Origin of the sequence: Acinetobacter sp. ACNIH2, from assembly GCF_002934965.1 — a bacterium.
In the GTDB taxonomy this organism is placed as follows: domain Bacteria; phylum Pseudomonadota; class Gammaproteobacteria; order Pseudomonadales; family Moraxellaceae; genus Acinetobacter; species Acinetobacter tandoii.
This window is the reverse complement of sequence record NZ_CP026412.1, coordinates 2084223-2099002: the sequence shown is the minus strand read 5'-3', so window position 1 is coordinate 2099002 and position 14780 is coordinate 2084223. Positions and strand designations below refer to the sequence as shown.

Sequence of the window (14780 nt, the reverse complement as noted above, 5' to 3'; positions counted from 1 at the left end):
AAGCCCTAGTTCATAATTAGGATTTGCAGCATGCCACCATTTGTATTGGTCGATGGGTCATATTTTTTATTTCGCGCCTTCCATGCGGTCCCACCTCTAACAACTTCTACGGGGTTGCATACCAATGCTGTACGTGGCGCAATTTCTGCGATTCAGAAACTGATGCGTCGCACTCAACCAACACATATGGCCGTCATTTTCGATACACCAGAACCGACTTTCCGTCATGAACTGTCACCGATTTATAAAGGTGATCGTCCAAGCATGCCTGATGAATTAGGACAACAAATTCCTTACTTACACGCACTTATTCGTGCCCTAGGTATTCCAGTACATATGCTGCCAGGTGCAGAAGCCGATGACATCATCGGTACACTGGCAAAACGCGCTGAAGCCAAAGGACAACAAGTCCTCATTTCGACTGGCGATAAAGACATGGCGCAACTCGTCACTGAAAAAGTCACACTCGAAGACAGCTTTAAAGAAAAGCCGATGGACGTGAATGGAGTCTTTGAAAAGTTTGGCGTTTGGCCAAATCAAATTATTGATTATCTGACCTTAATGGGCGATGCCTCTGACGGCATTATGGGCGTACCAGGCGTAGGTGCGAAAACAGCCGCTAAACTACTCACCGAATATGGTTCAATTGGTGGTATTTTAGAAAATGTCGACCAGATTAAGGGTAAAGTCGGTCAAAACATCAAAGACAATGTCGAAGGGATTGCAATTGACCATCAGCTTGCCAGTATTGTCTGTGATTTGGACATTGGCATTTGCTACGAAGATCTTGCTATCCAAGACCCAAATGTGAATGAATTACGTCGTCTCTACACTGAGCTAGAGTTCCGTAATCAATTACAATCCTTAGATCATCCCAACAACCCAAACAATACCAATAACAAGCAAAGTAATGCCAGCCTTCAGCAGGCGCCTGCACCAACACCAATTGAAACTGAAGATCAAGCCACTTTAACCAGTGTTGATGATCAACTCGGACAAGCCAACTACCATACCGTATTATCTGCCGAGGCATGGGACAAACTGTTACAACGCATGCAGAATGCGAGTAAGTTTGCGATTGATACCGAAACCACCAGTCTGGATTATTGTGTTGCGGAAATGGTGGGCTTCTCGATTGCATTTGATGCACAAGATGCTTACTACATCCCTCTCGCGCATGATTATGAGGGTGCACCAGAACAATTAGACCGTGAAAGCGTGCTTGCACAAATCAAACCAATTCTAGAAAATCCCGCGATTAAAAAAATTGGGCATCACCTAAAATATGATGCACATATTTTTGCCAATCATGGAATTGAGCTACAAGGTTGGTATTTTGACACCATGCTGGCATCGTATGTGCTGAATTCTGTCGCTACTCGTCATGGAATGGATGATGTTGCACGTTTATATTTAAGCCACCTTACCACGACCTATGAAGAAGTGGCGGGTAAAGGCGCGAAACAAAAGACCTTCAATCAAATTGAGATTGAGACTGCCGCACACTATGCAGCCGAAGATGCCCATGTCACCTTCCGTTTGTATGAAGTGCTAGATAAAAAACTCAAAGTACATCCAGAACTGATCAATATTTTGCATAATATTGAAGTACCTGTAGCACGTGTATTAACGTCAATGGAAGAAAATGGCATCCAACTCGATCTTCAGTTCTTGGATCAATTGGGTGAAGATTTTTCCAGAACGATGCGAGATTTGGAAAATCAGATTACCGAATTGGCCGGTCAGCCATTTAATGTCAGCTCTCCCAAACAAGTCGGTGAAATCCTGTTTGAAAAACTCGGCTTAAAAGGCGGCAAAAAAACTTCAACAGGACAATACAGCACCAGCGAAAGTATTTTAGAAAAATTGGATCATCCAATTAGCGCGCTGATTCTGGATTATCGCGGTTTATCCAAACTGAAAAGCACCTATACCGATGGATTATTAAAACAAGCCAACAATGATAGCCATCGTGTCCATACCAGTTATCACCAAGCTTTGACTGCAACTGGTCGTCTATCTTCGACCGATCCAAACTTACAAAATATTCCTGTTCGTGAAGAAATTGGACGTCAAATTCGTAAAGCATTTATTGCTCCGGAAGGACGAGTCTTGTTGGCAGCCGACTATTCACAAATTGAATTGCGGTTAATGGCACATTTCTCTCAAGATGATGCCTTGTTGGATGCCTTCCGCCATGGTCAAGACGTCCACCGACGTACTGCTTCAGAAGTCCTGAATATTCCACTGGATCAGGTGACTAACGATCAACGTCGCCAAGCTAAAGCGGTCAACTTTGGTCTGTTATACGGCATGTCGGAATTTGGTTTGATTCGTCAACTGGGCTTTACCCGTGAAGAATCACAAAACTATATCAAACAATATTTCCATCGCTACCCTGGTATTTATGAGTATATGCAACGCACTCGCCAAGTTGCTTTGGAACAAGGTTTTGTGGAAACTATTTTAGGCCGACGTTTATATACACCTGAAATTGATGCACGTAACATGATGATCCGTAAAGCGGCTGAACGTGCTGCGATTAATGCACCACTGCAAGGTAGTGCAGCGGACATTATTAAAATGGCGATGATTGAAGTGGATAAAATGCTACCGAAAGATCAAACCAAAATGCTTTTACAAGTCCACGATGAATTGGTGTTTGAAGTCGATGCCGACATTGCGGATGAATTGGCACCAAAACTGGCTGAAGTGATGCAATCTGTACTGGAAATTTCAGTTCCGTTACTGGTTGAAGTCGGTAAAGGCAACAACTGGGATGAAGCCCACTAAGGGACATTTCTCAACACAATAAAAAAGGACTCTATATAAGAGTCCTTTTTTATGATGAATTAAAAAATCTTATAACCCTGTCAACATCACAATTGCGACTTCATTCATAATCCTTTCAGCAATTAAAAATGCAAAGAATGCAGCAATCGGAGATAAATCAATCATCCCCATATTCGGTAACAAACGACGAAATGGTGCAAACAAAGGTTCTGCCAATTCCTGAATCACTTCAATATAAGGTGAGCGTGACTGGGTAAACATTACCACCCAACTTAAAAGAATAGCTGCAAAAATCAAATAACGACAGAAGCGAATCAAGTCCTGAACCATGGTGACAAAAGTCAAAATAACCAAATGAATTGGACTATTCGGCATGGCCCCCGATAAGTACATGATGCCAAATATTTTAATCAGGTAAAGCACCACAACCAAAGCTAAAGCCGCAGTATTTATTCGATTTTTACCCAATGTCGGGAAAATACGACTAAAAATATCCACAATCTTGGTGGCTTTAACTGTAGACATCACCACAGGGTTGTAAGGATTAACCGCTGCCAATTGCATTAAAAAGCGGGAGAATACGAGCAAAATCGCTACGTTAATAATAAGGCCGAAAATTAGCGCAGAGTTTGCACCCATATTAAAATTTTCCTAATTAAAACTAATTATTTGCTGCTTTCACTTAATTCTTGCGCCAACTCTTGACTACGTTTTTTCGCAGCAGCCAACGCAGACTGAATATTTTGTGAAATTTGTGCACGGTCAAACACTTCTAAAGCAGCTTGAGTCGTACCATTTGGAGAGGTGACATTCTTACGTAATTCTGCTGGTGAGTTTGCACTGGTAATGGCCATTTGTGCAGCACCTAAAGCGGTTTGCAAAGTTAAAGCCGTTGCAACCTTTTCATCTAGGCCTAAGTTTTTACCTGCACGAATCATGCTTTCCATCATATAGAAAAAGTATGCAGGGCCTGAACCTGAAACAGCAGTTACAGCATCAATTTGTGCTTCAGAATTTACCCAAATGGTTAAACCTGTTGCAGCAAGCACTTGGCTGGCTAACTCGCGGTCTTTCGCATCGACAACATCTGTCGCATATAAACCATGCGCACCTGTCTGGACCAATGCTGGCGTGTTAGGCATGACACGGACAATACGATCTGTACCTGATAAGGTTGCCATGGTTGCAATTTCCGCACCCGCAACAATTGAAATCACCAGTTTACCATCCAGTAAACCACGCAATTGCTTCAATACATTGGCAAGTACCTGAGGTTTAACAGCCAAAACAACAATATCTGCTTTCTCAATCGCCGCGATATTATCATCCGTCACATGCACATCTTTTTCTTGTAAAAGTTGACGTACATTTTCAAAGGGATCAGCAACTGTAATACGAGTTGTCGGCATGCCTCGCGCAATTAATCCGCCAATTAAGGCCTGCGCCATATTGCCGCCACCAATAAAAGTAATATTACAATTTAAAACTGCACTCATGATTTACGCTCGTTATTGAGTATTCTATTGCCCTGAAACTAATTTCGGCTGCCATCCATCCACTACAAGATATTCAGACTGTGCTAACCAAAAACCTTTGGGTGTAAAAACCCCTAGCATAACATTATCTATGCTTAATATTTGAATTGTATGACGCAACCAAGGAAAAATTTGTGCTTGTTGTAGCGCTTTTTTCAAAGGCCAACTCCCCACCCGCCCATGCAGATGAATTTTTTCACCACCGACTCGTGGAGAGAAAATCAGTTGTTTACCTAACAGTTCTTTTGATAATCCAAGGGCTTGCTCTTGAATCAAATACTGTCCTGAGAATAAAGATACGGTCTGATTAAGTTCGAAAATTTGCATTTGTGTGGGCAAAACAGAAGAACATTGCTCAGCCAAATACGTATCTGCAGTCAAACGAAAGATTTGTTGTTGATAGCGAACATAGTAATAGCCCAGCCAATGTAATGCCGCCTGAGCATCCTGTTTTGCCTCAATCACTTCTGCTTGCAGACGTTGCACCATGGCAAAATTTGGGCGATAAGTCGCTTCACCTTGCATCCAATGCGAAAGGAGTTGGCGTTGTCTAGCCACCGACAACATCTTTAACGGTTCAATATTCAGCAAAGATGGATTGCCACATTTTTCCAAATCAAAGGCTAATACCTCCGCCAATATTTCATCTGCATCTTGCATTAAAATACTGGTACGACTCAGCGCTTGCTGCATTTTGGGGAAGCGTTGTTGTAAAACAGGCCATAAAATTTCACGACACCAAGCGCGATCATAATCTGGATTGGCATTGGTTGGATCTTCAATATTTTGCACATCCAACTGAACCGCCCATTGGCAAATCTGCTCACGTGACAGTTCTAGCATGGGTCGCCAAAGTGTCATTTGTGGACGTACATCGACCACAGACATCGCCGATAAGCCTTGTACTCCAGCGCCAGAAAGCAGTCGCAACATCAAAGTTTCAGCTTGATCTTGCTGATGATGGGCTAAAACCAGAACCTCATTATTTTTTAAATGTTCTGCAAAGGCTTGATATCGAGCATTACGTGCTTGGTTTTCTAAATTACCTTCAGCCACATGAACAGGAACAATACTGCATGGAACCTGCAATTGCTGACAGGCATTCAGGACAAACTCCCCCCAAGCTGAACTCATACTTTGCAGTTGATGATCAATATAAATGGCTCTAGTTTTTTGTGGGAATAAAAATGACATAAGATGCAGTAGCAGCATGGAATCCACACCACCACTACATCCTATGAGATAAGAACTTTGTTCTGTAAAGGTCTGCGCCTGTATTAAGACGTTAGACCTAAATTGTCGCTGCCAAACTTCATTAAACGTTGGTAACGTGCTTCGCATCGTTCTTGGGCATCCATTGGCTGTAACTCATCCAATGCTTGTTTGAGTACGAGCTTTAAATTTTCCATGACTTGTTCAGGGTTTAAATGCGCACCTTGGCCTTCATCAACCACGTATTCAACGATACCTAGTTGTTGTAAACGATCAGCAGTTAAAGCCAATGCTTCACTGGCCTGCTCTGCTTTTTCAGCAGTTTTCCACAAAATCGATGCACAGCCTTCAGGTGAAATTACTGAATAAATACTGTGTGACAGCATAACCACACGGTCAGCAACACCAATACCTAAAGCACCGCCTGAACCCCCTTCACCCAAAACAGTTGCAATAACTGGGACTTTCAAATTTGAAAGTTGTGCGAGGCTAGTCGCAATCGCTTCTGCTTGACCACGTTCTTCAGCACCAACACCTGGGTAAGCGCCCATAGTATCAATAAAAGTGAATACAGGTAAATTAAAACGCTCTGCCATATCGAGCAAACGTTGTGCTTTACGATAACCTTCAGGATTACTCATCCCAAAGTTATGTTTTAATTTTTCGCGAGTGCTACGACCACGGTGTTGACCGACTACCATAACTGGTTTGCCGTCAAAACGCGCTAAGCCACCGACCATCGCACCATCATCACCAAACAAACGATCTCCATGTAAAGCATCGAATTCAGTGAAGATTTCACCAACATAGTCCAAAAATTGCGGACGGTCTGGATGACGCGCAATTTGGACTGTTGTCCATGCTTTAGATTGAGCAGCTTTATTTTTCATAGGTCGACCATTATCCCTAAATTAACCAAACAGTGTTAATCGATAAATTGTTCCGACTGAATATTCAATTCAATATCCCAATGCTTGAATTGCATTTGTTCATCATGCAAATCTGCAACAAGCAAAGGCCATTGTTTGGCATCACCAGAAACGCAGAGTTGCCATTGTTGCGCATTGCCGATACTTAATTCAATGGCAGGAAGCATCGCATCGCTACGACTATGATTTAGTAAAACTGCTAATCGAAGCAATAGACATAGATGCACAAGTTTGCTACCACCGACCTTCATAACATCAATTTTTCCATCACTACGCAACTTGCGACGGTGATTTGCAACCAAATGTGAGATCTGATTTTGGTCAATCTGTGAAAAGCCTGCAATGTCCGAATGTTGTAATAAATAGGCCCCATGACGATGATAACCACCGTGACTAATCGCCAATCCAATCTCATGCAAATATGCCGCACGACGCAGTAAGTCACTGTCATCGCTGGTTAAATTCAATGGTTTTGCTACACCATCAAATAAATGCTGTACAGTTTTAACAACTCGCTCAGCTTGTTTCGGATCTGCACCATAGCGTCCCATTAGGGCTTGCACACTACGGTCACGAATATCTTCATGTTGGAAACGACCCAATAAGTCGTACATGACGCCTTCTCTTAATGCGCCATCCGAATAAACCAAAACTTCAATTTCTAACAACTCGAATACTGCACACAAAATTGCAATTCCAGCTGGCAAAACTGCTCGACGGTCTTCCTTAAGACCATCAAACTCCATTTCTGAAATATGTTTGTATTTAAGTAATTTTTCTTTAAGTTTTTCTAGCCCTTCACGCGTCAGATTTTCTTGCTCATTACTCCAACCCATATTAACCGCAATTTGGCGACACGCCTTAATGGTACCACTCGATCCAACAACAGTATCCCAACCTGCTTCTTTATAAGTATTGGCAATTGCAGATAACTCTTTACGTGCTGCAACCACAGCTTTGTCAAAGCTTTTTTGATTAATTTCACCATCGGGAAAATATGCTTTAGTGAACGCGACACAGCCCATTTGTAAAGATTCAGTGTGTATCGGTTCAAATTCTTCACCAATGATCAGCTCAGTCGAACCACCACCAATATCAATCACCAAACGACGACCACTGTTTGCCATAGTGTGAGAAACACCCAAATAAATCAGACGCGCCTCTTCACGACCTGCAATAATTTCAATCGGTTTAGGTAAGATTTCTGCGGCTTTTTGAATAAATTCATGACCATTTTTGGCTTGACGTAATGCATTGGTTGCCACAATTCTCAAACGATTGGGCTGAACTGAACTTAAGCGCCCCACAAAACGGGCTAAACATGCCAAACCGCGTTGTTGCGCAGCTTCAGTTAAGTTTTTATTTTCATCAAGTCCAGCTGCTAACTGAACTTTTTCTGACATTGATGCAACTTTTTTGACTTCACCATGGTCTACACGCGCAATCGCAAGGTGAAAGCTGTTCGACCCCATATCGATGGCAGCAAGTAATTCTTCATCAATTAAAAAATCAGACATTCTTCAAATAAACCTGTACAGAATTGAGCCTAGAGTAATGCACATACATGCAATTTAAAAGCCATTTATCTCTTTTAAATATTGAGCTTTTTATTTTTGAGCATATATGACAATTGTGTTACACGATCAGCATCATCGTGAGCACCAATTAGACAAATTTGATCGAAAGGCTGAAAATTTGCATCTAACACTACATTGTTAAAGATGGCTATGTAATACTTAGAGCCATTAGCTATCTTTTAATAAAATTTTTGGAGCATATTCCATGTCAGGCAATATCATCAACACTACAGATGCAAACTTTGAAGCAGATGTTTTAAATTCAGATACTCCCGTTCTTGTTGATTTCTGGGCAGGCTGGTGTGCACCATGTAAAGCGATTGCCCCTGTATTAGAAGTTCTTGCTAACGAATACGAAGGAAAAGTGAAAATTGTAAAAGTTGATGTGACTTCTTGTGAAGCAACAGCCGTGAATTACAACATTCGCAACATTCCGGCATTATTAATGTTTAAAAATGGTGAAGTTGTTGCACAACAAGTTGGCGCAGCACCAAAATCAAAATTAACAGCCTTCATTGAAGACCACATCTAATTCAAACTTTGCAATTAGACCAAATGCGCTATACCCAATAGCGCATTTTTTTCGTCTATAAATTGACAAAGTCAAGAATCTCTCTTATATTTCATGCTCAAGAAAGAAAGGATTTCAAGTCCGTCTTTTTCTTACAAGACACAACACATAAGATCGCCGTTCGGCAACAGAAATTGTTTCACACATTTTCTCTTCGCAACAATTTATCAGACCACCGCGTTGTTATTGTATTAATACAATGCCGTCATTTTATTACTGTATGCGACCGAATGTTGCTCCCTTTCCAACCTGTTTCTAGAATTTTTGATTCTATCTGACCACCTATGAATTTAACCGAACTCAAGAAAAAACCAATTGGCGAACTCATCAAAATTGCAGAGTTTATGGGCCTAGAAGGAATGGCGCGTAACCGTAAGCAAGATATTATCTTTGCCATCTTAAAGCGTCATGCGATGAATGGCGAAGAGATCTTTGGTGATGGCGTTCTCGAAATTCTGTCAGATGGTTTTGGTTTCTTACGCTCTGCCGCAGGTTCTTATCTTGCTGGACCAGATGACATTTATGTGAGCCCTTCGCAAATTCGTCGCTTTAACTTGCGCACGGGCGACACCATTACGGGAACGATTCGCCCACCAAAAGAAGGTGAACGTTATTTTGCCCTGTTAAAAGTGAATCAAATTAACTTCGACACACCAGAAAACTCGCGCAATAAGATTTTATTCGAAAACTTAACACCATTATTTCCAACTGAACAATTGGTGATGGAGTTAGGTAACGGTACCACTGAAGATTTAACTGCCCGTGTTGTAGATTTGGTTGCTCCAATTGGTAAAGGTCAACGTTCAATTATCGTTGCTCCACCTAAAGCAGGTAAAACCATGTTGCTACAAAACATCGCGCAATCGATTGTACGTAACAACCCTGAATGCTTCTTGATCGTTCTTCTCATTGATGAACGTCCTGAGGAAGTGACTGAAATGGAACGTACGGTACGTGGTGAAGTTATTGCTTCTACTTTTGATGAATCTCCAGCGCGCCACGTTCAAGTTGCTGAAATGGTGATTGAAAAAGCAAAACGTTTGGTTGAACACAAAAAAGATGTCGTGATTCTACTTGACTCGATTACCCGTTTGGCTCGTGCTTACAACACCGTGGTACCTTCATCTGGCAAGGTATTAACAGGGGGTGTAGATGCTCATGCACTTGAACGTCCAAAGCGCTTCTTTGGTGCTGCTCGTAATATCGAAGAAGGTGGCTCACTAACCATTATCTCAACTGCCTTAATTGAAACAGGCAGTAAGATGGATGAAGTCATTTACGAAGAATTCAAAGGTACTGGTAACCAAGAGATCACCCTTGATCGCCGTATTGCTGAAAAGCGTGTATTCCCTGCTATGAACATTAAAAAGTCAGGCACGCGTCGTGAAGAGCGTCTAATGTCTGAAGATAATTTACGTAAGGTATGGATTTTACGTAAGTTACTTCATACCCAAGATGAATTGGCGGCAATGGAATTCTTATTGGATCGTATGAAAGAAACTAAAACCAATGATGATTTCTTTGATCAAATGAAACGTAAAGCAACCAATTAATTTGACACATGAAATAAAAAGGCCACTTTTATAAGTGGCCTTTTTATTTGGTTGACTTTATTAACATAAATACACAATTCACTTTAAGCTATGTAACAACAGTTGCAAATATTTGATTGTTAAATAAATGGCATTAAAAACCTCTTTAATTTTATAAACTTAATAAGTACTTCTCCAATATAAAGCACATGTTTAATTGTTATTTTCTGTTAAAAAACAGCATTTATTTGCTCATTTTTTGGTTTTTTTTCACACAAACTAGTAGTAATTCAAAATAGGCAGTGATAGCATATTCGCAGACCAGTTAAGCTGCTCCTGCATTGTTACTACCTAACAAATTTAGGAATAATAAAAGCACATAACAGCTGACCTTGGTTTTTTTTAATCTCATATTTTTAGAGAGTGATGCCATGTTATTCAAAAAAATCGCTATTGCTGCTGCAGTTGCTACTACTTTAGCTTTCGTTGGCTGTGCTAAAAAAGAAGAAGCTCCTGCTGCTGAAGCTGCTGCTTCTGCTGCGTCTGAAGCTACTGCTGCTGCTTCTGAAGCTTCTGCTGCTGTAGATGCTGCTGCTGTTGAAGCTGCTTCTGCTGCTGAAGTTGCTGCTTCTGCTGCTGAAGTTGCTGCTTCTGCTGCTGACGCTGCTGCTTCTGCTGCTCACTAATCTTTACGATTACGTAGCAAAAAAGAGAGAACTTACGTTCTCTCTTTTTTTTATGTCTGAAATTTACTGCACACGGCAGAATATCAATAATTTCAACAAATCAGATTAATCTCACAATAATAAAAAAAGCAGATCAATCGATCTGCTCTTTCCCAACACGCTGTCTAAACTTCTGACCTGCGCGAAATGTTACAACACGGCGGGCAGAAATCGGAATTTCTTCACCCGTTTTAGGATTTCTACCTGGTCGTTGACGCTTATCACGCAACTCAAAGTTCCCGAAACCCGAAAGTTTAACTTGTTCTCCAGAAATAAGCGCTTGGCTTATTTCATCAAAGAATAATTCGACCATTTGTTTTGCTTCACGACGGTTTAAACTCGTGAGCTCACTTAAATGATCAGCCATTTCTGCTTTAGTTAATGCTGTCATGAAGCCCTCAATGTCGCCTGATAAGTGTTTTGCAACACTTCAATGATTGTATCCATACCCGATTTGATTTCGGCATCTTCTAATGTTCGTGAAGGATGTTGCCATAACAGTGCAAATGCCAATGAGCGTTTACCTGCTTCAACCCCTTGTCCTGTATATACATCGAAGAGCCAATTCGAGTTTAACAGCTCCCCACCAGTTTTAGTGATAAGTTGCTGAATTTCACCAATATTAATCTTATCACTAATTAAAAGCGCAATATCACGTCTAACCGATGGAAAACGTGATAATTCTGTAAAATTAGATACATAAGTTTGCAAAAGTGCCTTTTGATCAAGTTCAGCCACCCAAGTTGTACCCAAATCTAATTCTGCTTCTAGCGTTGGGTGTAAACGACCTAAATAACCAATTGATTGACCATCCACTATAATTTCCGCTGACTGGCCTGGATGTAACCAAACTCGCTCAGAACGAGTATATTCCACTTTGATACGGCCTGCTGCCAATAGTTCTTCCACTTCACCTTTAAAGTCAAAGAAATCCATTGCTTGTGGTTTTGCATGCCAAGATTCTGCTTGCTTCGCACCTACAGCAATCATGGCTAATGTTGGAATCTGTTTTAAATCATGGATGTTATTGGCATCTTGATAGTCAAAACGCAAACCCAACTCAAAGAAACGCACACGACTTTGTTGGCGGTTAATATTGTATTGCACACAAGGAATTAAACTTGAAAGCAATGTTGAGCGCATAACAGCCAAATCACTTGAAATTGGGTTTGCCAAGGCCAATGGATTAACCGCTGGATTGAGCTGTTTTTCAAGTTTCAAATCAGCAAAGCTAAAACTAATCGCCTCTTGATAACCCAAAGTCACTAAAGTCTGACGTAATTGTGCGATTTCAAATTGATCTTGATACTTGGCAAGTTGTGCATCAATTACAGGTAGGCTGATTTGAATATTGTCATAACCGTGAATACGGGCAACTTCTTCAATTAAGTCTTGGTAAATTGCCATGTCGTAACGGTGTGATGGTGGAACAACAGACCACTGACCTTCAGCCTTAACCGTCACAATACAACCTAAACGGGTTAATGCATCAGCAATAAATTCACCTTCTACACGATAACCCAACAGTTGATCGACTTGTGCCTGCTTAAGCTCAATCGCTTCACGCTTAGGCAAAACTTCTGCTTGTTCTGCAACAGTAATCGGACCAAATTCACCACCAGCAAGCTCAGCAATCAATTGTGATGCACGATGCATTGCTATCATTGGTAATTCAAAGTCTACGCCACGTTCATAACGCTGTGACGCATCAGTATGCAGACCAAAACTACGCGCACGACCAGCAATATGTAACGGCGCGAAGAATGCAGATTCCAAGAAAATTTCAGTCGTTTCATCGGTTACCGAAGATGATAAACCACCCATGATACCCGCTATTGCCAATGCTTTTTCATCATCAGCAATAATCATTACTTTTTCATTAAGTTCAACTTCTTGTTCATTTAACAGCACCAATTTTTCCGCTGCTGTTGCTTGACGCACGTGAACTGCACCTTGAACTTTTCCGCCATCAAATGCATGTAATGGTTGACCCAACTCCATCAACACATAGTTGGTAATATCAACCAAAATACTGTGCTGACGAATACCCGAACGCGCAAGCGCACGCTCCATCCATTCTGGTGTTGGTGCTTTGGTATTTACGTTTTTGATTACGCGACCTAAATAACGCGGGCAACCTTCAGTAGTGACAACAACTTTTTTCTCATCTGCAATAGTCGCAACTACTTCTTTAATCTCTGGCGCAACCGCAGTCATTTGGTTAATGACTGCAATTTCACGTGCAATACCACGAATACTGAAGCAGTCGCCACGGTTTGGCGTAATGCTGATATCAATCACATGATCATCTAAGTCTAGATATTCGCGGATATTTCCACCAACAGGTGCATCCGCTGGAAGCTCTAAAAGACCATCAATTTTATCTTCTAGATCAATTTCCGAAGCACCACACAACATCCCTTGTGACTCAATACCACGCAATTTGCCTTTTTTAATTTTAAAATCGCCTGGTAGCACTGCACCAATTGTCGCTACAGGAGCTTTCATTCCCACGCGAACATTCGGTGCACCACATACAATTTGCAAAGGCTCACCTGAACCAATATTTACGGTAGTGACACGTAAACGGTCTGCGTCAGGATGTTGTTCCACGGTAAGCACTTCACCTACTACAACACCTGTAAATGGTTTTGCTGCAGGAGATAAATCATCAACTTCTAGACCTAGCATGGTCAATTGATCAGATAACGTTTCGCCATCAATAGCTGGGTTGACCCATGTGCGCAACCAATTTTCGCTAATTTTCATAAATTCAATGTCCTTAATCTCCCCTAACCCTCTTTTAAAAGAGGGAAAAACACACTACCGTTTTAGGTAGACTAGTCCCCCTTTATAAAGGGGGATTTAGGGGGGATTTCAATAAATCTCAAATAACTGTTTAAACTATTAAGCAAATTGGCGTAGGAAACGCACATCATTTTGATAGAACATACGCAAGTCGTTGATGCCATAACGCAACATAGCAAAACGTTCTACACCCAGACCAAATGCAAAGCCTTTATATTTTTCAGGATCGATACCCGCAGCTTGTAAAACATTTGGGTGCACCATACCGCAACCCAAAACCTCTAACCACTTGCCACGCTCATCCATAATATCCACTTCTGCACTCGGCTCTGTAAATGGAAAGTAAGATGGACGGAAACGAACTTTCAAATCTTTTTCAAAGAATTCGTTCAGCAAATTGACCAATAAACCTTTCAGTTCCGCAAAGCTGGTATTTTCTGCAACGTATAAACCTTCAATTTGATGGAACATTGGCGAATGCGTTTGATCTGAGTCACAGCGATATACACGACCTGGACATACAATACGAATTGGCGGTTGCGTAGTTTCCATAGTACGAATTTGAACGCCTGAAGTATGTGTACGCAACAAATGGTTTGCATCAAAATAGAATGTATCGTGCATCGCACGAGCAGGGTGATGCCCCGGAATATTTAACGCTTCAAAGTTATGATAGTCATCTTCAACTTCTGGGCCTGTCGCAACAGTAAATCCTGCTTTCGTAAAGAACTGGCAAATACGTTCCTGAACTTGGGTAACTGGGTGAATACTTCCGATGGTTTGACCACGCCCAGGCAAAGTAATATCAATCGTTTCACTTGCAAGCTGTTGTTCTAACGCCGCTTTTTGTAATTGTGTTTGACGTTCAGTCAATGCCGCATTGATCGCTTCACGCACAGCATGAATTGCAGCACCCTGAACTTTACGCTCCTCAGGGTCCATTTTACCCAAGGCTTTCGATTGTTCTGCAAGCTGGCTCTTTTTCCCTGTAAATTGCACACGAACCAAATCGAGGGCGGCAAGGTCTTGAGCTGCTGCAATGGCAGCAAGCGCTTCGGTGGTCAGGGCTTCCAGTGACATAGTAACTCTCAAAGCAAC

At 41.5% G+C, this 14780-nt stretch carries 12 protein-coding genes; 4 read left to right on the top strand and 8 right to left on the bottom strand.

Annotated elements, in window-relative coordinates:
* Positions 1–30: 30 nt before the first annotated feature.
* Complete coding sequence (polA, locus tag C3F34_RS09845) at positions 31–2793, top strand: DNA polymerase I (RefSeq protein ID WP_104441477.1); 2763 nt, start codon at positions 31–33, stop codon at positions 2791–2793.
* Between the two features lie 69 nt (positions 2794–2862).
* Here the strand turns inward: polA and C3F34_RS09840 are convergent, their stop codons facing one another.
* From C3F34_RS09840 to ppx, 5 genes are read right to left on the bottom strand one after another with little or no spacing between them, the layout of a single operon-like run.
* Complete coding sequence (locus C3F34_RS09840) at positions 2863–3432, bottom strand: YggT family protein (RefSeq protein ID WP_044738946.1); 570 nt, start codon at positions 3430–3432, stop codon at positions 2863–2865.
* A gap of 26 nt (positions 3433–3458) precedes the next feature.
* Positions 3459–4289 carry a pyrroline-5-carboxylate reductase gene (proC, locus tag C3F34_RS09835; RefSeq protein ID WP_044738947.1) on the bottom strand — a complete coding sequence of 277 codons (831 nt, stop codon included), beginning with the start codon at positions 4287–4289 and terminating at the stop codon, positions 3459–3461.
* A 24-nt stretch (positions 4290–4313) separates the two neighbouring features.
* Complete coding sequence (gene tilS / locus C3F34_RS09830) at positions 4314–5669, bottom strand: tRNA lysidine(34) synthetase TilS (protein ID WP_104441476.1); 1356 nt, start codon at positions 5667–5669, stop codon at positions 4314–4316.
* On the bottom strand, positions 5606–6430 hold the full coding sequence (locus C3F34_RS09825; protein ID WP_044738949.1) for an acetyl-CoA carboxylase carboxyltransferase subunit alpha: 825 nt from the start codon (positions 6428–6430) through the stop codon (positions 5606–5608). Before C3F34_RS09825 ends, tilS begins: the two co-directional genes overlap by 64 nt.
* A gap of 35 nt (positions 6431–6465) precedes the next feature.
* On the bottom strand, positions 6466–7986 hold the full coding sequence (ppx, locus tag C3F34_RS09820) for an exopolyphosphatase (protein ID WP_044738950.1): 1521 nt from the start codon (positions 7984–7986) through the stop codon (positions 6466–6468).
* A gap of 265 nt (positions 7987–8251) precedes the next feature.
* On the opposite strand from ppx, the gene trxA reads away from it, so the two are divergent.
* From trxA to C3F34_RS09805, 3 genes are all read left to right on the top strand, one after another.
* Positions 8252–8578: a thioredoxin gene (gene trxA, locus C3F34_RS09815; RefSeq protein ID WP_016166116.1), complete on the top strand. Its 327-nt coding sequence runs from the start codon at positions 8252–8254 to the stop codon at positions 8576–8578.
* A gap of 323 nt (positions 8579–8901) precedes the next feature.
* Positions 8902–10170: a transcription termination factor Rho gene (gene rho, locus C3F34_RS09810; protein WP_016166117.1), complete on the top strand. Its 1269-nt coding sequence runs from the start codon at positions 8902–8904 to the stop codon at positions 10168–10170.
* Between the two features lie 410 nt (positions 10171–10580).
* Positions 10581–10835 carry a hypothetical protein gene (locus C3F34_RS09805; protein WP_044738951.1) on the top strand — a complete coding sequence of 85 codons (255 nt, stop codon included), beginning with the start codon at positions 10581–10583 and terminating at the stop codon, positions 10833–10835.
* Positions 10836–10968: 133 nt separating this feature from the next.
* Here C3F34_RS09805 and C3F34_RS09800 read toward each other — a convergent pair whose 3' ends face one another.
* From C3F34_RS09800 to pheS, 3 genes are all read right to left on the bottom strand, one after another.
* The gene (locus C3F34_RS09800; protein WP_016166119.1) at positions 10969–11265 is read right to left on the bottom strand and encodes an integration host factor subunit alpha; all 297 of its coding nucleotides are present in this window, start codon (positions 11263–11265) and stop codon (positions 10969–10971) included.
* Positions 11262–13643 (bottom strand): phenylalanine--tRNA ligase subunit beta, encoded by a 2382-nt coding sequence (gene pheT / locus C3F34_RS09795; RefSeq protein WP_044738952.1) that lies wholly within the window; start codon positions 13641–13643, stop codon positions 11262–11264. Before pheT ends, C3F34_RS09800 begins: the two co-directional genes overlap by 4 nt.
* Before the next feature lie 138 nt (positions 13644–13781).
* Positions 13782–14762 (bottom strand): phenylalanine--tRNA ligase subunit alpha, encoded by a 981-nt coding sequence (gene pheS, locus C3F34_RS09790; protein ID WP_016166121.1) that lies wholly within the window; start codon positions 14760–14762, stop codon positions 13782–13784.
* Positions 14763–14780 lie beyond the last annotated feature (18 nt).